The sequence below is a fragment of the Actinokineospora cianjurensis genome (genome assembly GCF_003663795.1).
GTDB lineage: Bacteria > Actinomycetota > Actinomycetes > Mycobacteriales > Pseudonocardiaceae > Actinokineospora > Actinokineospora terrae.
The window spans coordinates 2,174,564-2,198,813 of record NZ_RCDD01000001.1 but is presented as its reverse complement, the minus strand read 5'-3'; the positions used below and the strand labels follow the sequence as shown (position 1 = coordinate 2,198,813).

Here is a 24,250-nt window from a genome sequence, read left to right as displayed (position 1 = left end):
CCACCCAGTCACCTCGCTGTGATCACCGGGACAGCATGAACCCGCCAGGAGCACCGCGCACGGCGAAGCTGCCGGGACCGCTCCCGTACAGCGAACGGTTTGCCCAACGACCGACGAACCCGCGGTGAACTCGATCACCCCGACCCGCCCCGCCGGCTACTGTGCGCGCTCGAAGTGAGGTCATTATGTGAGACCACACGCGCTCGACGCGACCCAACGGCAAGGCCGACATCGGCGCGCTGGACTTCGAGGCACCGCTGCACCTGGACTTCGCGGGCAGGCGGGTGGTCGACGTCGAACTGGTCGAGGCCGACCCGGCGCTGCGCCTGCTGCTGCGGCAGGACCCGACCTGGCCGCCGATCGGGGACAACGCGCTGCAACTGCCCAAGGTCCCGCTCAACCGGGACCACCGCATCAAGCTGCTCGTCCTGCTGTCCGGGACGCCCGCCGACCCGGCGAGGTCGGCGGTCACCTGCAGCGGCATCCTCAACGGCGGCAAGATCCTGCGCGACACGACCCGCGGCGACGGCCCCAGCAGGCGAAGGGTGCAGTTCATCGCCGCAGTCGCCGCGATCATCACCGCCTCCAGCGGGCTGATCGCCGTGGGGCTGACGAAATCGCCGAACGACGACTGCGCGAAGGGCGCGCTGCTCGTCGAGGGGTCGAGCGCGTTCGCCCCGGTCGCCGAGGACCTGCGTCTTGCCTACCAGCAGCTCTGCTCCGACGCCGACATCGCCGTGTCCGCGACCTCCAGCGGATCCGGCTTGAACCGGCTCAGGTTCGCGAAGGCGACCGATCCGATCGGCCTGGCCATGAGCGACGGTCCCGCGCTCGGCGACTACGCCACGCTGCGCCCCCACCAGGTCGGCCAGGTCACTTTCGCCCTGGTGGTGCACAAGGACAACCCGGTGGCGTCCCTGAGCCGCGACGAGCTCAAGAAGATCTACCGCGGCGAGCGGGCGACGTGGGACTCGGGGCAGCGGATCACCATCGTCAGCCGGAACTACCTGTCCGGCACCCGCGTCGCGTTCGAGACGAACGTGCTGGCCGAAGGCGAGAGCGTGCTCCAACTCTCGCGCGACTGCGAACCGACACCGGACATCCCGGCGACCAAGCCGGTGCGCTGCGAGACCCCCGAGGCATCGGACGTGCTGGCGCAGATCTCCCGGCACCCCGGCGCCATCGGCTACGGCGAACTCGGCCTCGCCGCGCAGCAGCCGGACCTGAAGGTGGTCAAGATCGACGGCATCGACCCCCAGGACCCCGGTCAACGCGGGAAGTACACGTTCACCGCACCCGAGTTGTTCTACACCAGGGGTGAACCGGCCAACGACAGCGTCGTGGCGTCGTTCATCCGGTTCGCCGGGTCCCCCGCGGGCAAGGAGATCATCCGCAAGCGCGGCTTCGCCGAGGCGGGGACCTGAGCCCGTGCTGGTCGACGTGGTCGGCGGCGGCCGGGGACGCCGCCGACCACCGGGTCAGAGCAGGGCGGGGCGGCCGAGGGCTCGGTAGGTCCAGCCCGCGGCTTGCCAGGAGTGCGGGTCGAGGGCGTTGCGGGCGTCCACAATGGAGGTTGGGGTGCCGAGGGCGGTGGGGTCGAGGTCGGTGAACTCCTGCCACTCGGTCAGCAGGAGCACCACGTCGGCGTCGCGGATGGCGTCTTGGGGGGTCGGGGCGTAGCCAAGGACCGGGTACGCCTTGCGGGCGTTGTCCATGGCGGCCGGGTCGTGGACCGAGACCAGGCCCCCGGCCCGGTGGACGGCCAGGGCCACGTCGAGAGCGGGTGAGTCCCGGATGTCGTCGGAGTTCGGTTTGAAGGCGGCTCCCAGCACCGCGACCCGGCGGCCGGTGAACGAGCCGCCGACCAACTCCCTCGCCAGGTCGACGGTCCGGTGCCTGCGGCGGGTGTTGATCGCGTCGACCTCGCGCAGGAAGGTCAGCGGGACGCCCAGTTCGTCGGCCCTGGCGGCGAACGCCCGGATGTCCTTCGGCAGGCACCCGCCCCCGAAACCGAGCCCTGACCCCAGGAACCGGCGCCCGATCCGCGTGTCGTGGCCCAGCGCCTCGGCGAGCCGCACGACGTCCGCCCCCGCGGCCTCGCACACCTCCGCCATCGCGTTGATGTAGGAGATCTTCGTTGCCAGGAAGGCGTTTGCGGCCACCTTCACCAGCTCCGCCGTCGCGTAGTCCGTCACCACGAGCGGCACGTCCCCCAGCGGCGCGTACACCTCCCGCAGCACCCGCTCCGCCGCGTCGGAGGCGACGCCCAGCACGATCCGGTCCGGGTGCAGCGTGTCCTCGACCGCGAACCCCTCGCGTAAGAACTCCGGGTTCCACGCCAGTTCCACGTGCTCCGGCAACCCGTCGGCCAGCCGTCGCGCCGTCCCCACCGGCACGGTCGACTTGCCCACGACCAGCGACGGCCGTGACAGCCATGGGGTCAGGGCGGCCAGTGCCGAGTCGATCTGCGAGACGTCGGCGGCGAATCCCCCGGCGCGTTGCGGGGTTCCCAGGCACAGGAAGTGGACGTCCCCGAACTCCCCGGCCTCCTCATAGGACGTCGTGAACCGCAGCTTCCCCGAAGCCAGGCCCGCGCGCAGCAGTTCGCCGAGCCCTTCCTCGTAGATGGGCAACTCGCCCTGGTTGAGGCCGCGGATCTTGTCGACGTCGATGTCCAGGCCGAGCACCTCGTACCCGAGCGCGGCCATGCACGCGGCGTGGGTGATGCCGAGGTACCCGGTTCCGATCACTGTCATGCGGTACCGCATGGGGTGTCTCCTTGGGAGCGGCCGCCCTCGGTCCGGCTAGACCCGCGTGAGGCGGCGGATGGGCGCGGTGGCCAGGAGCGCGACGGCGCACCCGAGGCCCGCGATCGTGGCGACGAAGAGCAGTTGGTGCACGCCGAACAGCGCGCTGGCCGGTCCGGCGAGGACCTGGCCGAGCGGGACGGCGAGGATGGAGCCCGCGATCTCGTAGGCGGCGACCCGGTTGAGCTTGTCCTCGGGGATCTGCGTCTGCACCGTGGTCGCCCACTGCACACCCCAGAACGCCCACCCGATCCCGCTGATCGCGTACAGCAGCAGCAACAGGGGAACCGAGGGCACCAGCGCGGCGCCCAGCGGCATCAGCGGGAACAGGAACATCGCGATCCCGCCGCCGAACAGCGGCCGGTTCGGGCGCAGCTTGATGGCCACCAGGCCGCCGAGGATGCTGCCCGCGCCGAACGCGGCCTCGGCGTACCCGAAGGCCGCCTTGCCGTGCTCGGCGATGATCGAGGCGGCGCCGAGCGGGTGGATCGGTCCCCAGACGGTGACCCCCAGCACCCACCAGATCAGGATGACCGCCCACAGCCACGACCTGGACCGGAACTCCTGCCACCCGGAGCGCAGGTTGTCCAGGGTGGACTCCGAGCGGTCCACCTCGAACCGGGGGACCCGCAGCAGCAGCAGGCAGATCCCGCTGATGGCGAAGGTCGCCGCGTCCACCGCGAACGCCCAGCCGACCGAGAAGCTGGCGACCAGGACGCCCGCCAGCGCCGGACCGAGCATCGTGGCCAGGCCCTGGCTGACGCGCAGCACGCCGTTGGCCTTGTGCGGATCACTGGCGACCTGCGGCACCATGCTGGTCAGGCCCGGTTGGAACATCGCCGTGGCGACACCGCCGAACAGCGAGGCGACGACGATGAACCACAGCGGCGGGTGGCCCACCCAGAGGTACACCGCCAGCCCGGCCTGCAGCGCGCAGCGGACCGCGTCGGCGCCGATCATCTGCGGCAGCGGGTGGAACCGGTCGGCGAACACCCCGCCGAACACGACGAACAGCGCGAAAGCGCCCATCCACGCGCCGAGGGCCAGCCCGACGCCGGTGACCCCGTAGCCCAGGCCGAGCACGGCGACCGACATGGAGACCGGGATCATCATGTCGCCCAGCATCGACACGATCCGCGCCACGAAGTACAGCGCGAAGTTCGAGGTCCACAGCCGGGTTCGGCTGGGTTCGGTGGTGGTGACGGGCGCGGCCACGCTGGCCCCCTTCGGGATCGGACTGGTGCTGGAAGCCTAGGAGGTCGGGGGTGTCGGGTCGGCGGGATTTCACCGACCCGACACCGGGTTCGGCCTAGATGGCCAGTCGGACGCCGTAGCCGCGCAACCAGCTTTCCAGTTGCAGCGCGGTTTCCAGCGCGGCCCGGCTGACCCCGTCGGCGAGCGCGTCGGCACCGCGCGCGCGGACGGAGTCCTTGAGGGACGACGAGATCAGCGGCGCGATCAGGCTGTCCGGGGCGAGCACGACCCCGGCGAGCCGTTCCCGCAGTACCTGGTCGTAGGCACCGGCGCGCAGGTTCGGGTAGGGGGTCTTGACCCGCAACGAGATCGAGTCCGGCAGCAGGCCGTTCATGGCCGCCCGCAACAGGCTCTTCTCTCGTCCGTCGAACTTCTTCATGGCCCAGGGGATGTTGAAGGTGTACTCGACCAACCGGGGGTCGGCGAACGGGACCCGGATGTCGAGACCGGCCGACGTGCCGAGCCGGTCGAGGCGGTCGAACAGGACGCGCGCGTGCCGGGTGAGCGCGAGGTAGGTGACCTCCCGGTAGCGGGCCTCGGCGGGGTCGTCGATCGCCGCGCTCGCCCCGATCTCGGCGACGGCGGCGGCGTGCCGGTCGCGTTCGTGGCCGCGCAGGTCCAACTCGGTCAGCAGGCCGGGGTCGAAGAGGGTGTCGTAGCCGGTGAAGCGGGGGCGGCCTTCCTCGACCCACGGGAAGGTGCCGGTCGCGATCCACTCCGGCAGCCGGTTCCAGTTGTAGCCGCCGAACACGTCGTCGCCGAGTTCACCGGAGAACGCCACGGCGGCGTGCTCGCGGGCGACCCCGAACAGCAGGCGCAGCGACGCGTACTGGTCGCCCTTGTTGATCGGGACGTCGTAGGCGGCCAGCACCTCGGCGCGCAGCCGCGGGTCGAGCAAGTCCAAGCCCGACAAGGAGATCTCGCTGTGGTCGGCGCCGACGTGATCGGCCATGACACGCGCGTAGATGTGGTCCTCGTTGCCGTCCGCGGCGCCCGCGCCGGGGTCTTGGTCGTTGACCGCCAGCGATCGCACCGCGCCCCAGCCCCGGTCGGCGGCGACCTTGGCGGCGAGGGCGGTGAGCGAGCTGGAGTCCAGCCCGCCGGACAGCAGCGAGATCGGGACCTGGTCGGCCGACATGTGTTGCGCGACGCAGACTTCCAGCAGGTCGCGCACGGTCTCGATGGTCTTGTCGAGTGAGTCGGGGTGCTCACCGACCCGCAGTTGCCAGTACCGCTGCTCGGACGTGCCCGATCGTCCGATCCGGACAGTGCCGCCGGGCAGCACTTCCCGCATCCCGCTGAAGAACGCCTGACCCGGCACGCGCGCGACGGACAGGATGTCGCGCAACCCGGTGGCGTCGACGGCGGGCTGGAAGTCGGGGTGGGCGAGGATCGCCTTGGGTTCGGAGCCGAAGAGCACCCCGGAGGCGATCTCGGCGTAGAACAAGGGCTTGACGCCCATGCGGTCGCGGACCAGCAGCAGTTCCTCGCGCCGCGCGTCCCACACCGCGATGGCGTACGTGCCGTGGACGTGCCGGGCGAGGTCCGGGCCCCACACCTGGTAGGCCCGCAGCAGCACGTCGCCGACCGAGCCGCCGAGACCGAGGCGGACGCGCAGTTCCGGCAGGTTGTGGATGTCGCCCGCGTAGGTCGCGGCGATCTGGGCACCGGTGCTGTCGGTGCCGGAGACGGGCAGGTGTTCGCCACCGGAGCGGCGGTGGCCGAGTGCGACGCGGGGGGCGCACCACAGGCCCGCGCCGTCCTGGCCACGCCCGGCCAGGGTGTCGGTCATGGCGGCCGCGACGGCGCGTTCGGCCGCCACGTCCCGGGTGAAGTCGACCCAACCAGCGATACCGGACATGTGTCTCGTGCTCCAGGGGTGAGGGGGGTGCGGTGGCCGCGCGCCGTCCGAGCACGCGGCCACCGCGGAACTGGGTCAGCCCTAGCGTGGGATCGAGTAGTCGCCGTGGATGTCGCAGGCGTACCACTGGGCGAGCGCGCGCAACGCCTCCCGGACCGGGTACCGGGGCCGCCAACCGAGCTCGGCCTCGATCAGGCCGGTCGACATGGTCCAGCGCTGCAAGTCGGGGTTCTCGGCCGATTCCCACGGCGTGCGGCGGGAGACCTCGGCGAGCAGGCCCGCGAGTTCCTCCTCGCCGTGGGTGGCGGACGAGACGTTGTAGACCGGCTGGGTCGCTGGGTTGACGAGCACCGCGTGGATGGCGTCGGCGAGGTCCCGGTGGTCGAGGATCTGGTGCACGCCACGATCATCGAGCGTCAACGGGCGTCGAGTCCAGGCCAGGTGCACCCAGCGCCGGGCCGGGGTGCCCTCGGGGGCGTGCGGGCCGACCGGGTCGGCGACGCGCAGGACCTGCACGGGGACGCCGGTGCGCTCGCCCCACTGCCGGACCCGCTGCTCCTCGTGCCACCACGCGCGGGCGATCGGGTCAGTCGGCTCGCCGAGGGCGTCCTCGCTGATGTCCAGGCTGTCGCTGCCCCGGTAGATGGCGGCCGAGCTGAGGTAGACCACGCGCAGCGCGCCTGCTCCCTCGATCGCCGAGAGGTCGACCGGCCGGTCGATCTGTCCGATGTGGACAAGGTGTTCGGCGTGGTCGCCCTCGTCGGCGAGGTAGCGGGCGAGTTGGCGGGCGAAGTCCGGATCGCCACCGGTGACCACGGCTGTGGCGACCTCGGCAAGCGTGCTCGCGGGTCCGGCGGCGCGGCCCTTCTCGAACGCGGCCAGGGCGAGGTCCCGCACCGCCGGGGCGAGGCCGAGCAACTCCTCGGCCGTGTAGTCCTCGCACAAACCGCCTGGTCCCAAGGTGTCCATGACCGCGACCGCGGCGACCGGATCCGGCTCGGGGGCATCGGCCGTGACCACGCCCAACGCGAACCCGGTCAGCCACACCGCGGTGCTGATGGGTTCCCGCAGGTCGGTGCTCACCGCGGCGCGGTCTTTCCTTGCCTGGTCGAGCAAACCGATCCGGCGCAGGTACCGGTCGGTCTCCAGGAACTCCCACTCGGCGCCGCGCTGGACGGCCGTCCGCGCCTCGCCGTACTGGTAGAACGGGACAACTGGGAAGCGCGGGGACCGGTCGGTGGTGTGCTCGCGGAGCGTGGGCGTGAACCAGGTGGCCTGGCGGAACCCGTGGTAGCTGTTGCCCGCGAGGCTGGGCAGGTCGTCGTGCTGGACCGTGCTCGGCGTGCAGAAGCGGACCGGGACGCCGCGGTCGTTGAGGTAGCGCTGGATGACGACGTCGTAGGGCCAGCCGTCGCCGTGCTCCCGCTGGAACCGCGCGTAGCCGCGGGCCAACTCGGCCGGGAGCATCAGTGCCTGGCAGGGCACGTGTTCTTGCAGCGTGTACGCCCACTCGACGCCGGTGAGCGCGGCCAGTCGCGCCACCGCGCCGTTGCGGGCCTCCCAGCCGCCGTAGAAGGCCACTGCCTCGTCCGGGAAGGCAGCGGCCGCGCGCTCGGCGTGGTCGTAGAACCCCTGGGCCAGCACGACATCGTCCTGCAGCACCACGTGGTGGGTCGCGTCGTCGGGGACGCACGACCACGACAGCGGTGCCACGCGTAACGCGGTCGGCTTGCCCTCCGGTTCGGGATCGAGGATGACCGCGATCCGGCCCGCGGTGTCCGCGTCGGCGATGACCTGGGCCTCCGCCAGGCGTTTCGGGTGGGTCATCACCGCGCCGCTGAGCTTGACCTCTCCCATCACGCCCCCGTCTCGTCGGCGGTGGCGCCCGCGTTGCGGACCTTGCGCTCGTTGGTGCCGAGGCCGTGGTCCTCGCCCTGCCCGCGCTCCAGCGCGATCATCGCGGCGGGGCGGTAGTTGAGGATGTAGGCGCGGCGCACCCGGTCGGTCGTGTTGCCGCGCGAGGAGTGCAGCGTGCCGCCCGTGTGCGCGACGCCGTGACCGGCGGGCAGCGGGACGGGCGTGGCACCGGGTTCGCCCTCGGTGGCGTCGGTCTGGATGTTCTTGCCGTCGCCGGTGGGGCGGTGCGGGCGCAGCGGCTCGCGGTGCGACCCCGCGATGTACCACATGCAGCCGTTGTCCGGTTCGGCGTCGTCGAGGGCGACCCAGATCGACACCGCGCGGGTGTCGGGCAGGTCGATCCAGTACGCGGCGTCCTGGTGCCACGGGGTCGGCGTCGCCGAGTGCGGCGCCTTGTGGATCAGCATGTCGAAGTCGAGCATCGCGTCGTCGCCGATCAGCCCGCGCGCCACCGCCAGCGCCCTGGCGTGCAGCGGCAGGTCGGCCAGCGGCGGGTGCAGCGCGGACGGCCACATGATCTGGGTGATGTTCTCCGCCACGCCGTCGCGGCGCGGGGCGTGCGAGCCGAGGTCGGAGCGCTTGTCGCCGCTGTCGATCTCGCCGCGCAGGAAGCGGTCGTAGAGGTCGCGGTAGGACTCGACCTCGGCCGCTGACAACAGTTCACCGGTCGAGACAAAACCGTCCCGCTCGAACACCTGCGTTCGAGTCAGGGAAGTGCTCGCAGTCACAACCATACCTTTCCCCAGGTAGTCCCATCCCGGCCGGGCAGCACACGGCCGGGTTTGGTGAATACGGAAATCACGCACCCCGTGACACAATGGGAAAACATTCGGCGAACCGGCGTGAATGCCGGAATTCGCCGCTTCGTCGGTGCTGGAACTCAGCGCGCCCAGGTCACAGGCGGTCGGTTGAGCAGCACAGGAACAGTCGATGATCGCGGAGTTCGCCGCGCACGGGCACCTCGCACCGTGTCCTCCCCCAGTCTCGGCAGCGCGTGATCATCGTGGCATAGGACCAACTTGCCCGGCAAGGTCTATACCAATAGGTGCCCATCGTGAGCGGCACCACTGGCGCTTTCCACGAAGGACTGCGAGTATCCCGGCGACGAATTCGGGCGGTATTCACGATGGACTGCAAGGAGTAGCGGATGAGCCTCGCGGAAGGCGTCTCGGCGGACGGACTCGCGGTGCGGGCGCGGCACCGGCGCAACCCCTACGACTACATGCTCGACGGCGCCGCGTTCGCCGAGGTGCTCCTCGCGGTCGGGCTGCGGCGCGCGGAATCGGTGTGGCGCAACCACAACGCGGCCGACGCGGCGCCGCACGGCCGCTACCCGAGGGCCAGCATGGCTTTCGTGGTGCTCGACCCGACCGCGCGGGCGTGGGAACCGGACGAGGACGTGGTCCTGGCCGCCATCACCGTCGGCGACGACGGGACCCGCTTCCTGCCCAACGCCGCGGCCAAGGCGTCCGGCCACCGCAGAACCGGCCGGGACCACGGCGACGCGGTCCTCGTCGACCCGCACCTGCTGGGCACCGGCAGCTTCCGCTACGGGCACTCCACCCGGGTGCGCGGTCTCATCGTCGCGGCGAGTTCGCAGTCGACGGACCAGGACCTCTACGAGGCGGCCGGTCTGGCAGGCGACCTCATCGAGTCGATCACCAGCCTGCACCGGGCGTGGGAGGCGCGGGTGGGCGCGGTCAACTGGGTCTCCCCCGACGGGCAGCCCGATCCGCGCCACCAGGCCATGGTGTCGTTCTTCGACGCCTAGAAGAGGCGGAACTCGTCGGACTCGATGCCGCGCAGGGTGTCGTAGTCGAGGGTGACGCAGCGGATGCCGCGGTCCTCGGCGAGCACCCGGGCCTGCGGCTTGATCAGCTGCGCGGCGAACACACCGCGGACCGGGGCGAGCAGCGGGTCGCGGTTGAGCAGCTCCAGGTACCTGGTCAGCTGCTCGACCCCGTCGATCTCACCGCGGCGCTTGATCTCGACGGCGACCGAGGCGCCGCCGGAGTCGCGGCACATGATGTCGACCGGGCCGATGGCGGTCGGGAACTCGCGGCGCACCAGGGTGTAGCCGTCGCCGAGGGTGGTGATGTGCTCGGCGAGCAACTCCTGCAGGTGCGCCTCGACACCGTCCTTGACCAGGCCGGGCTCGGCGCCGAGCTCGTGCGCGGAGTCGTGCATGACCTCGGCGAGCGTGATCACCAGCTTCTCGCCCGCCTTGTTCTGCACCGTCCACACCCCCGGCTCCTCGGTCAGCCAGCACGGCGGGGTCATCCAGTTCAGCGGCTTGTACGCGCGGTCGTCGGAGTGCACCGACAGCGAGCCGTCCGCCTTGACCAGCAGCAGGCGGTTGGCCATCGGCAGGTGGGCGGTGAGCCGCCCGGCGTAGTCGACCTGGCAACGAGCGATCACGAGACGCACCGGGGCAGGTTAGCCCGTCCGGCGGGCACGGCAGGATCCACCCTGTGGAACGCCTCGACTCGACACAGGTCTACGCCAACGCCTGGATGACCGTCCGCGAAGACCGCATCCGCCGCCACGACGGCAGCCCCGGCATCTACGGTGTGATCGACAAACCCGACTACGCCCTGGTCATCCCGCTCGACGGCGAGCGCCTGATGCTGGTGGAGCAGTACCGCTACCCGCTCGGCCTGCGCCGCTGGGAGTTCCCCCAGGGCACCGCCCCCGACCGCGCCGTCCTCCCACCGGGGGAACTGGCCGCCCGCGAACTCCGCGAGGAAACCGGCCTCATCGCCGCCACCATGACCCCCATCGGCACCCTCGACGTCGCCGCGGGCATGTCCAGCCAACGCGGCCACGTCTACCTCGCCACCAACCTCACCCAGGGCCCACCCGCCCGCGAACTCGAGGAACAGGACATGCGCGCCGCCTGGTTCCCCCGCGCCACCTTCGAATCCATGATCCGCACCAGCGACATCACCGACGCCCAGACCGTCGCCGCCTATACGCAACTGCTCTTGCACGAGCACCACGCTTCCGCGTGAACAGCTGATACCGCGGTTGATGGGGCGGGTGCCGCGGGTGGGTGGCTAGGGTCGGGGTATGTCCGACTACCAGCACATCCTTGTCACCCGTGAGGGTGAGACCGTGCGGATCACCATGAATCGGCCGGAGCGGCGGAACGCGTTGTCGGCGGAGCACTTGGCTGAGTTGCTCGCGGCGTTCTGCGTGGCGGGGACGTCGGATGCCAAGGGGATTGTGTTGGCGGGGGCGGGGCCGGTGTTCTCGGCCGGGCATGACTTCGCGGATGTGGCGGCTAGGGACTTGCTGGGGGTAAGAGGGCTGCTCAGGCTGTGCACCGAGTTGATGCGGACCATCCAGACGGTGCCGCAGGTTGTGGTTGCGAGGGTGCATGGGTTGGCTACGGCGGCGGGGTGTCAGCTTGTGGCTACCTGCGACCTGGCCATCGCGGCCGAGTCGGCGGGGTTTGCGCTGCCGGGCGGTAAGGGTGGGTGGTTCTGTCACACGCCTGCTGTGCCGGTGGCGCGGGCTGTGGGGCGTAAGAGGCTGATGGAGCTGGTTCTTACCGGTGACGTTATCGACGCTAGGACCGCTGAGGAGTGGGGGCTGATCAATCGGGTGGTGCCGGATGATGAGCTCGACAACGCGGTAGAGGACCTGGTGCGGCGCGCTACTAGAGGCAGCGGAGCGTCCAAGGCGCTGGGGAAGCAGACGATCTATGCGCAGCTGGACCGGCCTGAGCAGGACGCCTACGCGTTGGCCATAGAGGTCATGGCGTCGGCGTCTCAGCTCAAGGGGGCCAAGGAGGGGATGGCGGCCTTCTTGGAGAAACGCTCGCCGGTCTGGCCTGACTGAACAGAACGTGCGCGGCGGGCACCCTCGCCCCGCCGCGCACGTTCAACCGGTCGGCCCCCTCTTACGGCAGGGTGTCCAGGAACGGCGCCACCGTGTTGGCGAACGCGTACCCGTTAGAGGCGTCCCAGTTGATCGACCAGGTCATCGCGCCCCGGATGTCCGGGTACGTGGTCGACGGCTTGAACGTGCCGCAGTTGGTGCCCCGCGCCAGGCAGTTCAGCGCGTTGTTGACGTTGGTCGGTGACTGGTAGCCGCCACCGGCCCCGGACGGCGACGCGGGCAGGCCGAGGCCGACCTGGTCGGCGCGCAGACCGCTCTGCAGCTGGATGCAGGCCAGCGCGGTCAGGAAGTTGACCGTGCCCTGGGAGTAGACCTGCTGGTCGCAGCCCAGCATCGTGCCGGAGTTGTAGTACTGCATGTTCCAGATGGTCAGGATGTCCTTGACCGCCAGCGCCAGCTGGAAGTACTGCTGACCGGAGGACTGGCCGTCGATGGTCTGCGGGGCCATGGTGATGATCTTGCCGCCCGCGTTGTAGATGCTGCGCAGCGCCGGGCCCATGTACTGGGCGCTGACGCCGTTCTCCAGGTCGATGTCGACACCGTCGAAGCCGTAGGTGCGGATCAGCTCGATCACGCTGTTGGCGAACGCGGTGGCCGAGGTCGTGTCACCGGCCCAGATGGTGCCCTTCTCGCCACCGACGGAGATGATGACCTTCTGGCCGCGGCCCTGGGCGGTCTTCACGTCGGCCTTGAACTGCTCGATGGTGTAGCCGCCGAGCTTCTTGGACAACCCGGGGTCGAGGTTGAACTCGACCCGGCCGCGCACGGCGGGCACCGCGTCGGCGAAGGACACCGCGATGATGTCGTAGGTGGTCGGCACCTGCGCGATGGTCAGGGCCTTCGCGCCGTTGTCGAAGTTGTGCCAGTACCCGGTCAGCACGTGCTTGGGCAACGGCAGGTTCGGGTTGGGCGTGGTGGTGGTCGTCGTAGTGGAGGTCGACGACGTCGTAGTGGTGGTGGTGCTCGACGGCGGGGTAGTCGTCGTGGTGGTGGACGACGTGGGGCGGGTCGTCGTCGTGGTGGTCGTAGTGGTGGTGGAGGTCGGCGGGGTACCCGGGCCGTCGAGGCTCACGTCGTCGGCGAGGTACGCGGGCTGGCCGTACCAGCCGTGCAGGTAGACGGTGACCGACCGGGTGCTGGCGCCGGTGCTGAAGCTGGTCGACAACTGCACCCACGACGAGCCACCGGGGTTCCAGGTGCTGACGTCAGTGGTGCCGGTCCCGGAGGCGCCGAGGTAGACGTAAGAGCCCTTGACCCACGCGGTCAGGGTGTAGCGCGAGCTCGGATTAACGGTGACGGTCTGCGAACAACGGGCGTTGTCCGAGCCCGCAGGGGCGGCCGTCAGCGCGTAGTTGCCGGTGCGCTTGTCGGAGCCGGTGACGCTACCGCCGCCGGAGCAGGTCCAGCCGGAGAGGCTGCCTGCCTCGAATCCGGGGTTGGCGACGAGGTTGGCCGCGGCGGCGCTACCCGCGAAGGCCAGGACCAGGCCGGTGGTGACCGACAGGGCGGACAGCAGGGCGATGATCGCCCGCTTGGCGCGGGACGTCATGGCTGCCTCCAAGGGGGCATGTGCAGGTGCAGGGTGATCGGGACCACCTCAAAATGGACTAGACCATTGCGCGCTGTCAACCCCCGGGGCGCCGAGCGGCAACCCCTGCTCACCCCGCGCGTCCCCCGCGCGCCGGTGGACCATCAACGGTGCGTGACCACCCCCGCTCGGCGTATGGCGCACGGCGGGACCGCCCGCCTGCCCGGTGATCGACGCCCCGGCCGTCCTTTGTGGTCACACCGGGCCTGGCGCCGCCGCGCGGTCCGCTGTGGACGATCATGGGACGCCGCGACCGGTGTCATCACTTCGGGGGACCCCGGGCTCGACTGTCGGCTGAGTCGGGGCAGGCAGGCGTGTGCTGTGATTGTCGGGTGGTCAACGAGTGGGGCAGGCGGCTCGCGCAGATCGTCTTCGTCTACCTGCTCGGTGTTGTCCTCCTCGTCTTGGACGGGCCCAGCCTCATCGAGTTGGCGGCGGTCAAGGGGCCGTTCTGGGTGCGATACGTGGTGTTGGCAGGTCTATGCCTGCTCCAACTCGCTAAGCACAAGGCACCGGCGATAGCGCTAGCCGCAGGCGTGCCCTTGTTGGCCATAGACATCGCGATGGGCCTGACGCTGGCGATTGCCCTGGCCTTCGGTGACCTGATCTACCTGGCTGTGCTCTATGGATCGCGACGGTCAAGCCAGACGGTGGTCATCATCCTGTGGTGCTACCTCGGCGCGGTCATCGTGGTGACGATCGTCTTCGCTGACTCGTTCCGGCTAGCGCTACTCATCATCATCAGCGCGTGCTCACTACCGGCGATGCCCGTCTGGTGGGCGCTCAACGTGCGCCAGCAGCGGGAGATCGCCGAGGCGGAGCGGGCGCGGGCGGACCAACTGGCGCGGATCGCCGAGCTCGACCGGGACGCGGCAGTGGCCGCCGAGCGGGCCGGCATGGCGCGCGACCTGCACGACGTGATCGCCGGTCACCTATCGGCCATCGCGATCCAGTCCGAGGCCCTGCTCACGATGCGCGAACACGACCCGCAGCGGACTAGGACCGTGCTTCGGTCGATGCGGGAGAACAGCCTGGCGTCGCTGGCCGAGATGCGCGCCATGATCGGGCTCCTGCGCTCGACTGACGGGCAAGACGCGTTCACCTCGCCCGCGCGGCTAGCCGAGTTCGAGCGTCTCGTCCGCTCGGCGAACGCGGCAGGACTGACCGTCACGGTTGAGGTGGACGGGATAGACGACCTACCGGCAGCAGTGGACCTCACCGCCTACCGGATCGTGCAGGAGTCGCTTACCAACGCCGTGAAGCACGCACCGGGTGCGGTCGTGCTGCTGCGGATCAACCGGTCCAGCGAGACCCTGGTAGTCGAAGTGACCAGCGATAAGCCTGCCGGGCCGCTGAACCCCGCTGGGGCCGGTCTGCTGGGGATGGCCGAACGAGTCGACGCGGTCCACGGGACACTCTCCGCGGGACCGGTCGAAGGCGGTTGGCGCGTGCGTGCCGAGTTCCCAGTGGAGGAAGCGTGACGATCAGGGTCCTGGTGGCCGACGACCACGCCGCGATCCGCAACGGCCTGGCGATGATCCTCGACAGCGCCCCTGACATCGAGGTTGTCGCCGAGGCCGGTGACGGTGCCGCGGCGGTTCGCAAGGCAACGGCTCTACGGCCCGACGTGGTGCTGATGGACGTCCGCATGCCGGAGGTCGACGGCATAGAGGCCACCCGCAGGCTGGTCGCGGACGGTGTCTGCGCGGTCCTAGTGCTCACCACGTTCGACATGGACTCTTACGTCTATGGGGCGCTCCGCGCGGGCGCGTCCGGGTTCCTTCTTAAGGCCGTCGACGCACCCCGCCTGATCGATGCGATCCGCGTAGTGGCCGCGGGCGACGGCGTCATCGAACCGAGCGTGACCCGCCGCCTGATCCACGCCTTCGCCGCGGCGCAACCCCGCGAGGTCGTGTCGCCGCCCGGCCTCGACCAGCTGACCGACCGGGAGTCGGAGGTGCTGGTCTGCGTCGGCGAGGGCCTGTCCAACCAGCAGATCGCGCGCCGCCTCGGCATCGGCGAGGCCACCGTGAAGACCCACGTGTCGCGGGTGCTGACCAAGCTGGACCTGCGCTCGCGGGTCCAGGCGGCGGTGCTGGCCCAGGAAGCGGGCCTGGTCGGCTAGCTGCCGCCCGGGGTGCTGCCCGGCGGGACGTCGACCCCGATCTCCAGGCCGTGCGGCAGGTCGAGGCCGTCGCCGCTCCAGAAGGTGCCGGGGTCGTAGGCGTGGGCCCGGTCGGTGGCCGGGAGCAGGCCCATCTCGATCATGGTGGCGGCCACGACCTCGGCGCAGTACGCGCTCTCGAACTCCGCCTGCCTCGGCTTCTGCCATCGGGTCAGCGGCACCCGCCCCTTCGCCCACCGGCCAGCCAGCCGCGCGGTCGACGGGAACGGCGTGCCGTCCAGCCGGGCGATGGTGCGCAGGACGGCGTCCTCCTGGGCCGGGGTGACCGGCTCCGGCAGCTGCCTCAGCCAGCCCTTCTGCCCGTACCTCGTGGCCCACACGACCACGGCGTCGTGCAGGTCGTGCAGCTGGACACCGCGCTGGCGCTCCCCGGTCCAGCGGTCCGGCAGCGACCGGCCCAGCTCCGCGTGCCACATCAGCGGCGGCAGGTCGTCGAGCACGACCGCCATGCCGACATGGTTGACCGGCGAGTTGGTGAGGGTCTGGATCGCCCGGTCGGCGGGGGTGCGGCCGCGGAACAGCCACAGGTCACCGGTGCGGGTCAGGCCGACGGCCTCGTCCAGAGTGAGAGAGCCCATGCCCCTGAGCCTAGGTAACCTCGGCACATGCGACGCGTTTGGAAGTTCCTAGGGCTGGCCGGGGTCGTCGGCGTTGCCGCTACCGGAGCAGCCATAGCCCGCGCAGAACGCCAACGCCGCGCCTACACACCAGACGAGATCCGCGACCGCCTCCGCGAACGCGTGGCCGAGACAGACCGCTAGCTCGCGAAGGTGCGCCTATAGGTCGACGGGGTGGTGCCGAACTCGGCTCGCATGCGGCGGCGCAGGTTGGCGGATGTGCCGAGGCCGCTGCGGGTGGCGACACGGTCAACGGACAGGGTTGTCGTCTCCAGGAGCAGTTGAGCCAGCCGGAGCCGTTGGAGCAAGAGCCAGCGACCTGGTGTGTCGCCCATTGCGGCGACGAATGCCCGGTGGAATCCACGGGGACTCATCCGGGCTCTAGCGGCTAGGTCCGGGATGCCGATCGGATCGCTCAAGACCGAGAGCGCCCAGTCGATCGTCGTGGCGATGTCACCGCGTTCGGGGCGGTTGGGGATAGGGGCGTCGACGTACTGCGCCTGGCCGCCTTCGCGGACCGGGGGCATCACCAGCCTGCGGGCGAGGGTGTTGGCGGCGCGGGGGCCGAGGTCGCGGCGCACGAGGTGCAGGCACAGGTCGAGGCCGCCGACGACGCCTGCCGAGGTGAGCAGGCCGTCGTGCTCGGTGAACAGGACGTCCCGCTCGACCAGGGTGGTCGGGTAGGCGGCGGCGAGGTCGTCCAGCAGGGCCCAGTGGGTGGTGGCCCTGCGGCCGTCCAGCAGGCCCGCTGCGGCGAGGGTGAAGGCGCCGGAGCACAGGGCGGCGACCGTGGTGCCGGACGCGTGCGCGGCGCGCAGGGCGGTGCGCACGGCGGCGGGCACCTCGGCGGCCGGATCGGCTCGGCCCAGCACGAGGACGAGGTCGCAGCCGGTCAGCCCGGTGAGGCCGTGCGTCGGGGTGGCCGTGCCCGCCGGGTGCAGGTCGACCGGGCGCCTGGCCGGGCCGCAGAGCCGGACCTCGAACGGGCCGACGCCGGTGCGGCCGACCGACCACACCTCGTTGACGACGGCGAAGTCGAACAGCCGGGTGCCCGGCAGCAGGAGAACCCCGATCGCGCGCATGGCAGGAAAGTATCGCATCGCGCCTTTTCTGCACCTGGAGAACCTTGGGCGGACCCGGCACCGTTGACCGCATGACAGCACTGATCCTGATCGACGTGCAGCGCGGCTTCGACGACCCGCGCGCGGGCAAGCGCAACAACCCGGCGGCGGAGTCCAACATCAAGACCCTGCTCGACGCCTGGACCACGGCGGGGCAGCCGCTGGTGTTGGTGCGGCACGACTCCCTGTTCAAGGGGTCGCCGCTGGAGCAGGGCACTCCCGGGGCGCGGTTCAAGCCGGAACTGGACGGCGCGGAGCCGGACCTGATGTTCACCAAGCACGTCAACTCCGCCTTCCACGGCGCCGTCGACCTGCACCAGTGGCTCACCGCCAAGGGCATCAACCGGATCGTGCTCGCGGGCATCCAGACCAACATGTGCGTTGAGACAACCGCGCGCGTTGGCGGCAACCTCGGCTACGAGGTGCACGTGGCGTTGGACGCGACCTTCACGTTCGACCAAGCCGGCCCGGATGGCACTGTCCTGACCGCCGACGAGTTGTCCCGGGCGACCGCCACCAACCTCCACGGCGGCGGGTTCGCCACGGTCACCAGCACGCAGGAAGTGCTGACGCTGCTCGGTTAAGCCGGGAGTCCGTTGGCCTCCCGGATGACCCGGACGATCTCGGACATGATCTGGGTCATCTCGTAGTCCTTCGGCGTGAAGACCCGCGCTACACCGCCCTCTAGCAGCGTCTTGGCGTCGTCCGGCGGGATGATGCCGCCCACCACCACCGGGATGTCGCCCGCGCCCGCGGCTCGCAGACCCTCTACGACCGCGGGCACGGCCTCCAGGTGTGAGCCGGACAGGATCGACAACCCCACCACATGCACGCCCTCTTGCACCGCGGCGGACACGATCTGGTCTGCGGTAAGCCGGATGCCCTGGTACACGACCTCGAACCCGGTGTCGCGGGCTCTTACGGCGATCTGCTCGGCGCCGTTGGAGTGGCCGTCGAGCCCCGGTTTGCCGACCAGCATGCGCAGCCGCTCGCCGATCTCGTCGCCGGTGGCCTTGACCCACTCGCGGACCTTGGCCAGCTCGACCCCTGCCTCACCCGCGGCGGAGGCACCGGAGACACCCGTGGGGGCGCGGTACTCGCCGAAGACCTCGCGCAGAGCGGCAGCCCACTCCCCCGTGGTTACGCCTGCCTGGGCGCACGCGAGGGTCGCGGCCATCAGGTTCGCGTCGGTCTTGGCCGCTGTGCGCAGGGCGTCCAGAGAGTCCTGTGCGGCGGACTCGTCCCGGGAAGCGCGCCACCGCTGGATAGCCTCAACGGCCTCCCGCTCGGCGATAGGGTCAACGGTCTCGATGGCCTTCGCGCCTTCGGCCTGCAATGGACTCGGCTCGGTGGTGTCGAACTTGTTGACCCCAACGATGACCTCTTCGCCTACCTCAATACGACGGCGGCGTTCGGCTAGGGACCCGACCATCTGGGTCTTCATGTAGCCGCTCTCGACAGCGGCAACGGCACCACCCATGGCCTGGACGCGGTCGATCTCGGCGCGCGCGCCCGTGAGGATCTCGTCCACCTTCGCCTGGATGACCGCGGAGCCGTCGAAGATGTCCTCGTACTCCAGCAGGTCCGTCTCGTAGGCGAGAACCTGCTGCATGCGCAACGCCCATTGCTGGTCCCACGGGCGCGGTAGGCCAAGAGCCTCGTTCCACGCGGGGAGTTGGATCGCGCGTGCCCTTGCCTTGCGAGACAGGGAAACCGCGAGCATCTCCAGCACGATCCGCTGGACGTTGTTCTCGGGTTGAGCCTCGGTCAGACCTAGAGAGTTGACCTGCACGCCATAGCGGAAACGGCGCTGCTTAGGGTCATCGATGCCGTAGCGGTCACGGCAGATCTCGTCCCAGAGTTCGGTGAAGGCACGCATCTTGCACATCTCTTCGATGAACCGAACGCCCGCGTTCACGAAGAACGAGATCCGCGCGACAACGTTGCCGAACTCCTCTTGCGGCAACTGGCCGGAGTCACGGACAGCGTCAAGGACGGCGATCGCGGTGCACATCGAGTACGCGACCTCTTGCACCGGCGTCGCCCCGACCTCCTGCAGGTGGTAGCTGCAGATGTTGATGGGGTTCCACTTGGGCACGTTGGCCACGGTGAACGCCACCATGTCGGTGATCAGGCGCAGGCTGGGGCCGGGCGGGAAGACGTAGGTGCCGCGGGACAGGTACTCCTTGATGATGTCGTTCTGCGTGGTCCCGGCCAGCCGCGCGACGACCTCGTGCCAGTCAGCGCCCTCGACCTCGGCCTGCTCCTTGGCGACGGTGACGTAGAGGGCGAGCAGCCACATGGCGGTCGCGTTGATCGTCATGGAGGTGTTCGCCGCGCCGAGCGGGATGGCGTCGAACAGCGTCCGCATGTCGCCGAGGTGCCCGACCGGGACGCCGACCTTGCCGACCTCGCCCCTGGCCAGCTCGTGGTCGGGGTCGTAGCCGGTCTGCGTGGGCAAGTCGAAGGCCACCGAGAGCCCGGTCTGCCCCTTGGCCAGGTTGCGCCGGTAGAGCTCGTTGGACTTGGCGGCCGAGGAGTGGCCCGCGTAGGTCCGCATGACCCACGGCCGGTCGCGCTCGCGATCAGAGGGATACGGCACCGGTTAACCTCCGTTCACTGTGACCCGAGGGTACTGGCCGGTAACCACCTTGGCGGGTGGACTTGCTCACACGCGGCATGATGAGCACATGGACCTGCCCGCGCCGTACCTGCTGCTGGTGGCCCTCGTGGTCATCGGCCTGCTCGGCCTGGTCCTGCGCTGGGCCTTCCACACCCCCGACCCGCACCACGACTACGGCCTGCTCCGCCAGGTCGCCACCGCCCCCACCCGCACCGCCGCCAAAGCCGTCGAAGACCAACTCCGCCACGCAGGCGTCAAATCCACCACAGCCACCACCCCCGACGGCGACGCCTACCGCATCCTCGTCTTCCCAGCCGACGAACGCACCGCGATCGACGTGCTGCTGGGGTCCTGAGGCTGCCCGGCTTGTGTAATCTGGAGTTAAAGAGGCCGTACACCGCACCAGGGGGATCGCCGTGGCTGCTCTCGGGCTGAGGACGAATTGGCAAGCGGCCGGGGTGATCGCCTTCGTCGCCGTGGCTGCGACGGGGATGATCTGGTATTCGGGATCCGCGTCCGGGTCGGCTGTGGGCTGTCCGCCGCCCACTGGGCAGTTGCCGGTCCCGGTGTCGGGGCAGGTGAGCGCGGGAGCGCTGGTGCCTGACGCGGTGCCGGTGTCGGTTCGGCTGTGCCCGGGCGAGGACGGCGCGCCGGAGAAGTGGTCCGATCCGGTCGGCCATGACCTCGACCAGGTGGTCGCGAGCCTGAACTCGCTGCGTCCGTTCCGCAGGGAAACCGTGTGCACCATGGATCGCGGTCCCCGCTACGACCTGCTGCTCGACTACCCGACCGGGCGTCGCGTCGTGCAGATCAGCACTTCCGGCTGTGCCCTCGTGCACGTCGACGGCCAGTTCCGGTACGGCGGCGACAAGGTCGTCGAGCTCGTCCAAGACCTCGGCTGACGTGGTGGTGCCGGGACAGGCTGTCCCGGCACCACCACCACCCGATCAGGAAGTGAGCAGGGTGAGGCCGTGCGCGTTCAGGATCGACACGGTCTCGGTCCAGTAGGCGTCCTGGAAGCAGTTGCCGACCGCGACACCGCCCGCGCTGGTGATCCCCCGGCTCTCGGTCGCCGACGTGGTCGTGATCGTCCACACCGGACCGCCGCTGTCGCCGGGGCAGGCGGTGGCGACGCCGACGCCCGCCGAGCCCGCGACACCCCACCGGACCTGGCCGTCCTCGTCCTGCCACTCGATGCTGTCGGCCCAGACGACGATGTTGCAGACCTTGTTGCTGGTGTACCCGCTCTGGCAGACCGTCTGGCCGTTCCAGGAGTAGGCCGCCCGGTTGTACGACCGCTGGTTCACGCTGTCGATGTACACCCCCGACCCGGCGTCGGTGGCGATGGCCGCGGTGTCCAGGTAGACGTTGGTGAACGCGACGTCACCGAGGTAGTCGTCGGCGTGGTCGTACACCCCGTCGCCGCTGTCGAAGCAGTGCTGGGCGGTCATCAGGAACTCCGCGCCACTGCTGTTCCTGGCACCGAAGGAGGACGTGCAGATGTAGTCCCAGTACCAGTACTCCTCCAGGGGGATCCCGCCCTTGTACGGCGCGGAGTCGTCGACCCGGCTGGTGTTCACCGGTCGCTCGCCCTTGGTGAACTCGACGTCGCGAGTCGTGATCCCGTGCGCCAGTTCGACGACGGGCCGCGCGGACAGCGCGGAGGCCACCGCGCCGGGGTCGGCGACGTGGACGATCAACCGATCGGCCTGGGCGGGGACCTGGATGGCGAAGTACGCCTTGTCGTTGTCGTGCTTCCACAAAGCGGTGCGCGCGTCGTGCAATTCCGCTCGGGTGAACGGACTCGACCGGACGTCCACCGCGACCTCGGCGCCCACACCGTCGGGCAGGTCCTTGCGAGCGGCCGCGACCAACTCCTGGGCACGACCGGTGTCGCGCGCGTAGACCGTCACCGCTGTCGGCGACTCGACTCGCAGCCCGCCGAACACGTCGCGGTAGTCAGCGAGCCCGAGCCCGCCGATCCGGTCGGCGACCAGGTCGGCCACCGGCGCTGTGGCTGATCCGGCGTCCTCCGATTTCGGCTGCCCACTCGCCGCCGCGGGCACGGTGGCCATCACCGCGGCGGCGGCGAGCACGGCCAAACCCCGTATGGATCTTCTTGACATCGAATGCTCCCCAGACGTTGTCAGGTGCAGCCTCCCCAGATCTCGGCTGCGAGAACAACGCTAGGCCCGCGCGGACAAACCGGACAATGAGCCAGCAGGGTGCCGGACCGGCACGATTCGAACACCTCGCCGACCCCATCTTGCGAGGCGGTGAACAGCGGGTATTCCCCGGATGACGACTGGGCCACAGCGACAACCGGGGGGTCACACCTGCCGGTTCACGTCGTTGCTAGCGCTCCCCGCCCGGCTTCCACAGCACGTCGCCGCCGGGGTTCGCCACGCGGGACAGCACGAACAGCAGGTCCGACAGGCGGTTCAGGTACTTGGCCGCCAAGACGTTCGTGGTCTCCGGCTCGGCCTCGACCAGGGCCCACGCGCCGCGCTCCGCCCGCCGCGTCACCGTCCGTGCCGTGTGCAGGAGAGCGGCCCCGGGCGTCCCCCCGGGCAGGATGAACGAGGTCAGCTTCCCGACGCGGTCGTTGAAGGCGTCGATCACCGACTCGAGCCGGGTCACGTACTCCTCGGTGATCCGCAGCGGCTCGTAGGGCGGGTCCGGCACCACCGGTGTGCACAGGTCCGCGCCCACGTCGAACAGGTCGTTCTGCACCGTGCGCAGGACCTCGGCGATGTCCGGCTGGAGGGCACCGATGGCGATGGCGACGCCGATGGCCGAGTTGGCCTCGTCGACGTCGGCGTAGGCGGTGAGGCGGGGGGAGGTCTTGGGGACGCGGGAGCCGTCACCGAGTGCGGTGGTGCCGTTGTCGCCGACCTTCGTGTACACGCGGTTGATGCGTACCGACATGCGGCCAAGCCTAGACCGCCCCGGGGGTCCGGTATGCGGACCGCAGGGGCATCATTGCCCCCGTGACAGAGCATTTCCAGGTGCGCGGCGGGGCCAGGCTCGTCGGCGAGGTCGAGGTCGTGGGCGCGAAGAACAGCGTGCTCAAGCTGATGGCGGCCGCGTTGCTCGCCGAGGGCACCACCACCCTCACCAACTGCCCGGAGATCCTCGACGTCCCGCTGATGGGCGACGTGCTGCGCAGCCTCGGCTGCACCGTCGACATCGACGGCGGCACGGTCCTGATCACCACGCCCGCCGAGCTCGAGCACCGCGCGGACTCCGCGTCGATGGGCAAGCTGCGCGCGTCGGTGTGCGTGCTCGGCCCGTTGGTCGGCAGGCTCAAGAAGGCAGTGGTAGCGCTACCGGGCGGTGACGCGATCGGTTCGCGGCCGCTGGACATGCACCAGAACGGGCTGCGGCAGCTCGGTGCGAGCAGCGAGATCGAGCACGGCTGCGTCGTCGCCCGCGCTGACGAGCTGCGCGGCGCCCAGATCTGGCTGGACTTCCCGAGCGTCGGCGCCACCGAGAACATCCTGATGGCCGCCGTGCTCGCCGAGGGCACCACGGTGATCGACAACGCCGCGCGCGAGCCGGAGATCGTCGACCTGTGCCTCATGCTGCAGCAGATGGGCGCCAAGATCGCCGGGGCTGGCACCTCGACGCTCACCGTGCACGGCGTCACCTCGCTCACCCCGACCGAGCACCGCGTGGTCGGCGACCGGATCGTCGGCGCCACCTGGGCCTTCGCCGCGGCCATGACCCAGGGCGACATCACCGTCAAGGGCGTCGACCCGCACCACCTCGACCTGGTCCTGGAGAAGCTGCGGACCGCGGGCGCCGAGGTCGTCACCTTCGACGACGGGTTCCGCGTCGTGCAGCACGACCGGCCGACCGCGGTCGACTTCGTGACGCTGCCCTACCCGGGGTTCGCCACCGACCTGCAGCCGTTCGCCATCGTGCTCAGCGCGGTCGCCGACGGCACCTCGATGATCACCGAGAACCTGTTCGAGGCCCGGTTCCGGTTCGTCGAGGAGATGATCCGGCTGGGCGCCGACGCCCGCACGGACGGCCACCACGCGGTCGTGCGGGGGGTCCCCAGGCTCTCCAGCGCGCCGGTGTGGGCCTCCGACATCCGGGCGGGCGTGGGGCTGGTGCTGGCCGGGCTGTGCGCGGACGGGGTCACCGAGGTGTGGGACGTGTTCCACATCGACCGCGGCTACCCGAGGTTCGTGGAGAACATGCAGCGCCTCGGTGCCGACGTGCAGCGCGTGCTCGGCGACCCCACCCGGGCCTGACTCACCCGTTCGGCCCACGCCGACCCACCTGACCCACCGGGTGATGCGGTCCGAACAGCGGTCCCCGGCCCGGGGGTGGCCGAGTACAACAGGACCCCTGTGAGACCAACGG

At 70.1% G+C, this 24,250-nt stretch carries 23 protein-coding genes; 11 read left to right on the top strand and 12 right to left on the bottom strand.

Translation table 11 applies throughout. The features are described 5' to 3' along the window. The first annotated feature begins 284 nt into the window (after positions 1-284). The gene (locus CLV68_RS10010) at positions 285-1,424 is read left to right on the top strand and encodes a substrate-binding domain-containing protein (RefSeq protein ID WP_170224186.1); all 1,140 of its coding nucleotides are present in this window, start codon (positions 285-287) and stop codon (positions 1,422-1,424) included. A gap of 54 nt (positions 1,425-1,478) precedes the next feature. Here the strand turns inward: CLV68_RS10010 and CLV68_RS10005 are convergent, their stop codons facing one another. The 5 genes from CLV68_RS10005 to CLV68_RS09985 all read right to left on the bottom strand — a co-directional run bounded on the left by CLV68_RS10005 (position 1,479) and on the right by CLV68_RS09985 (position 8,567). Beyond that, complete coding sequence (locus tag CLV68_RS10005) at positions 1,479-2,768, bottom strand: UDP-glucose dehydrogenase family protein (protein WP_121390090.1); 1,290 nt, start codon at positions 2,766-2,768, stop codon at positions 1,479-1,481. Between the two features lie 36 nt (positions 2,769-2,804). Further along, positions 2,805-4,022 carry an MFS transporter gene (locus CLV68_RS10000; RefSeq protein WP_246009745.1) on the bottom strand — a complete coding sequence of 406 codons (1,218 nt, stop codon included), beginning with the start codon at positions 4,020-4,022 and terminating at the stop codon, positions 2,805-2,807. Between the two features lie 94 nt (positions 4,023-4,116). Beyond that, complete coding sequence (asnB, locus tag CLV68_RS09995; RefSeq protein ID WP_121390089.1) at positions 4,117-5,922, bottom strand: asparagine synthase (glutamine-hydrolyzing); 1,806 nt, start codon at positions 5,920-5,922, stop codon at positions 4,117-4,119. 81 nt (positions 5,923-6,003) lie between these two features. After that, positions 6,004-7,779 carry an NAD-dependent epimerase/dehydratase family protein gene (locus tag CLV68_RS09990; protein ID WP_211346455.1) on the bottom strand — a complete coding sequence of 592 codons (1,776 nt, stop codon included), beginning with the start codon at positions 7,777-7,779 and terminating at the stop codon, positions 6,004-6,006. Continuing rightward, entirely contained in the window at positions 7,779-8,567 is a 789-nt protein-coding gene (locus tag CLV68_RS09985; RefSeq protein ID WP_211346454.1) for a phytanoyl-CoA dioxygenase family protein, read from the bottom strand. The genes CLV68_RS09990 and CLV68_RS09985 overlap by 1 nt, the downstream gene beginning before the upstream one ends. A gap of 419 nt (positions 8,568-8,986) precedes the next feature. On the opposite strand from CLV68_RS09985, the gene CLV68_RS09980 reads away from it, so the two are divergent. Beyond that, positions 8,987-9,610, top strand: coding sequence for a hypothetical protein (locus tag CLV68_RS09980; RefSeq protein WP_121390087.1), 624 nt, complete (start codon positions 8,987-8,989; stop codon positions 9,608-9,610). Here the strand turns inward: CLV68_RS09980 and nucS are convergent. Then, entirely contained in the window at positions 9,607-10,266 is a 660-nt protein-coding gene (gene nucS, locus CLV68_RS09975) for an endonuclease NucS (protein ID WP_170224184.1), read from the bottom strand. The two genes, CLV68_RS09980 and nucS, sit on opposite strands and share 4 nt — an antisense overlap. A gap of 44 nt (positions 10,267-10,310) precedes the next feature. On the opposite strand from nucS, the gene CLV68_RS09970 reads away from it, so the two are divergent. Together CLV68_RS09970 and CLV68_RS09965 are read left to right on the top strand one after the other, a co-directional pair. Next, entirely contained in the window at positions 10,311-10,850 is a 540-nt protein-coding gene (locus CLV68_RS09970; RefSeq protein ID WP_211346453.1) for an NUDIX domain-containing protein, read from the top strand. Positions 10,851-10,908: 58 nt separating this feature from the next. Next, entirely contained in the window at positions 10,909-11,682 is a 774-nt protein-coding gene (locus tag CLV68_RS09965) for an enoyl-CoA hydratase-related protein (RefSeq protein ID WP_121390084.1), read from the top strand. A gap of 61 nt (positions 11,683-11,743) precedes the next feature. On the opposite strand, the gene CLV68_RS09960 is transcribed toward CLV68_RS09965, so the two are convergent. Beyond that, positions 11,744-13,291, bottom strand: a complete 1,548-nt coding sequence (locus CLV68_RS09960) for a chitinase (RefSeq protein WP_121390083.1) — start codon at positions 13,289-13,291, stop codon at positions 11,744-11,746. Positions 13,292-13,662: 371 nt separating this feature from the next. On the opposite strand from CLV68_RS09960, the gene CLV68_RS09955 reads away from it, so the two are divergent. Both CLV68_RS09955 and CLV68_RS09950 read left to right on the top strand, forming a co-directional pair. After that, complete coding sequence (locus CLV68_RS09955) at positions 13,663-14,811, top strand: sensor histidine kinase (protein WP_170224182.1); 1,149 nt, start codon at positions 13,663-13,665, stop codon at positions 14,809-14,811. Then, on the top strand, positions 14,808-15,455 hold the full coding sequence (locus tag CLV68_RS09950; RefSeq protein ID WP_121390081.1) for a response regulator: 648 nt from the start codon (positions 14,808-14,810) through the stop codon (positions 15,453-15,455). Before CLV68_RS09955 ends, CLV68_RS09950 begins: the two co-directional genes overlap by 4 nt. Here CLV68_RS09950 and CLV68_RS09945 read toward each other — a convergent pair. Next, positions 15,452-16,093, bottom strand: a complete 642-nt coding sequence (locus CLV68_RS09945) for a C40 family peptidase (RefSeq protein WP_121390080.1) — start codon at positions 16,091-16,093, stop codon at positions 15,452-15,454. The two genes, CLV68_RS09950 and CLV68_RS09945, sit on opposite strands and share 4 nt — an antisense overlap. 27 nt (positions 16,094-16,120) lie before the next feature. Here CLV68_RS09945 and CLV68_RS33785 point away from each other — a divergent pair, with 27 nt between their 5' ends. Then, positions 16,121-16,276: a hypothetical protein gene (locus tag CLV68_RS33785; RefSeq protein ID WP_170224180.1), complete on the top strand. Its 156-nt coding sequence runs from the start codon at positions 16,121-16,123 to the stop codon at positions 16,274-16,276. Here CLV68_RS33785 and CLV68_RS09940 read toward each other — a convergent pair. Continuing rightward, positions 16,273-17,214: a GlxA family transcriptional regulator gene (locus CLV68_RS09940; protein WP_121390079.1), complete on the bottom strand. Its 942-nt coding sequence runs from the start codon at positions 17,212-17,214 to the stop codon at positions 16,273-16,275. The genes CLV68_RS33785 and CLV68_RS09940 overlap by 4 nt on opposite strands. A 71-nt stretch (positions 17,215-17,285) precedes the next feature. Between CLV68_RS09940 and CLV68_RS09935 the strand changes: the two genes are divergently transcribed. Continuing rightward, positions 17,286-17,837: a cysteine hydrolase family protein gene (locus CLV68_RS09935; protein WP_121390078.1), complete on the top strand. Its 552-nt coding sequence runs from the start codon at positions 17,286-17,288 to the stop codon at positions 17,835-17,837. Here the strand turns inward: CLV68_RS09935 and CLV68_RS09930 are convergent. Continuing rightward, positions 17,834-19,855: a protein meaA gene (locus tag CLV68_RS09930; protein WP_121390077.1), complete on the bottom strand. Its 2,022-nt coding sequence runs from the start codon at positions 19,853-19,855 to the stop codon at positions 17,834-17,836. The genes CLV68_RS09935 and CLV68_RS09930 overlap by 4 nt on opposite strands. Before the next feature lie 88 nt (positions 19,856-19,943). Between CLV68_RS09930 and CLV68_RS35590 the strand changes: the two genes are divergently transcribed. Together CLV68_RS35590 and CLV68_RS09920 are read left to right on the top strand one after the other, a co-directional pair. Further along, complete coding sequence (locus CLV68_RS35590) at positions 19,944-20,231, top strand: hypothetical protein (protein WP_121390076.1); 288 nt, start codon at positions 19,944-19,946, stop codon at positions 20,229-20,231. Positions 20,232-20,472: 241 nt separating this feature from the next. After that, positions 20,473-20,778 carry a hypothetical protein gene (locus CLV68_RS09920; RefSeq protein ID WP_147459930.1) on the top strand — a complete coding sequence of 102 codons (306 nt, stop codon included), beginning with the start codon at positions 20,473-20,475 and terminating at the stop codon, positions 20,776-20,778. 45 nt (positions 20,779-20,823) lie between these two features. Here CLV68_RS09920 and CLV68_RS09915 read toward each other — a convergent pair whose 3' ends face one another. Together CLV68_RS09915 and CLV68_RS09910 are read right to left on the bottom strand one after the other, a co-directional pair. Further along, a complete protein-coding gene (locus CLV68_RS09915; protein WP_147459929.1) occupies positions 20,824-22,002 on the bottom strand; it encodes a chymotrypsin family serine protease in 1,179 nt (392 codons plus the stop codon). 229 nt (positions 22,003-22,231) lie between these two features. Further along, a complete protein-coding gene (locus CLV68_RS09910; RefSeq protein ID WP_121390073.1) occupies positions 22,232-22,804 on the bottom strand; it encodes a cob(I)yrinic acid a,c-diamide adenosyltransferase in 573 nt (190 codons plus the stop codon). 62 nt (positions 22,805-22,866) lie between these two features. Here CLV68_RS09910 and murA point away from each other — a divergent pair, with 62 nt between their 5' ends. Beyond that, positions 22,867-24,138, top strand: coding sequence for a UDP-N-acetylglucosamine 1-carboxyvinyltransferase (gene murA, locus CLV68_RS09905; RefSeq protein ID WP_121390072.1), 1,272 nt, complete (start codon positions 22,867-22,869; stop codon positions 24,136-24,138). Positions 24,139-24,250 lie beyond the last annotated feature (112 nt).

What these genes read in the sequence shown, in the direction of transcription:
- CLV68_RS09915 (WP_147459929.1), bottom strand. Translation starts at nt 22,002, where the DNA reads ATGTCAAGAAGATCCATACGGGGTTTGGCCGTGCTCGCCGCCGCCGCG.
- CLV68_RS33785 (WP_170224180.1), top strand. Translation starts at nt 16,121, where the DNA reads ATGCGACGCGTTTGGAAGTTCCTAGGGCTGGCCGGGGTCGTCGGCGTT.
- CLV68_RS09980 (WP_121390087.1), top strand. Translation starts at nt 8,987, where the DNA reads ATGAGCCTCGCGGAAGGCGTCTCGGCGGACGGACTCGCGGTGCGGGCG.
- CLV68_RS09960 (WP_121390083.1), bottom strand. Translation starts at nt 13,291, where the DNA reads ATGACGTCCCGCGCCAAGCGGGCGATCATCGCCCTGCTGTCCGCCCTG.
- CLV68_RS09990 (WP_211346455.1), bottom strand. Translation starts at nt 7,779, where the DNA reads ATGGGAGAGGTCAAGCTCAGCGGCGCGGTGATGACCCACCCGAAACGC.
- CLV68_RS09945 (WP_121390080.1), bottom strand. Translation starts at nt 16,093, where the DNA reads ATGGGCTCTCTCACTCTGGACGAGGCCGTCGGCCTGACCCGCACCGGT.
- asnB (WP_121390089.1), bottom strand. Translation starts at nt 5,922, where the DNA reads ATGTCCGGTATCGCTGGTTGGGTCGACTTCACCCGGGACGTGGCGGCC.
- CLV68_RS35590 (WP_121390076.1), top strand. Translation starts at nt 19,944, where the DNA reads ATGGACCTGCCCGCGCCGTACCTGCTGCTGGTGGCCCTCGTGGTCATC.
- CLV68_RS09940 (WP_121390079.1), bottom strand. Translation starts at nt 17,214, where the DNA reads ATGCGCGCGATCGGGGTTCTCCTGCTGCCGGGCACCCGGCTGTTCGAC.
- CLV68_RS09935 (WP_121390078.1), top strand. Translation starts at nt 17,286, where the DNA reads ATGACAGCACTGATCCTGATCGACGTGCAGCGCGGCTTCGACGACCCG.
- CLV68_RS09965 (WP_121390084.1), top strand. Translation starts at nt 10,909, where the DNA reads ATGTCCGACTACCAGCACATCCTTGTCACCCGTGAGGGTGAGACCGTG.
- CLV68_RS10005 (WP_121390090.1), bottom strand. Translation starts at nt 2,768, where the DNA reads ATGCGGTACCGCATGACAGTGATCGGAACCGGGTACCTCGGCATCACC.
- CLV68_RS09910 (WP_121390073.1), bottom strand. Translation starts at nt 22,804, where the DNA reads ATGTCGGTACGCATCAACCGCGTGTACACGAAGGTCGGCGACAACGGC.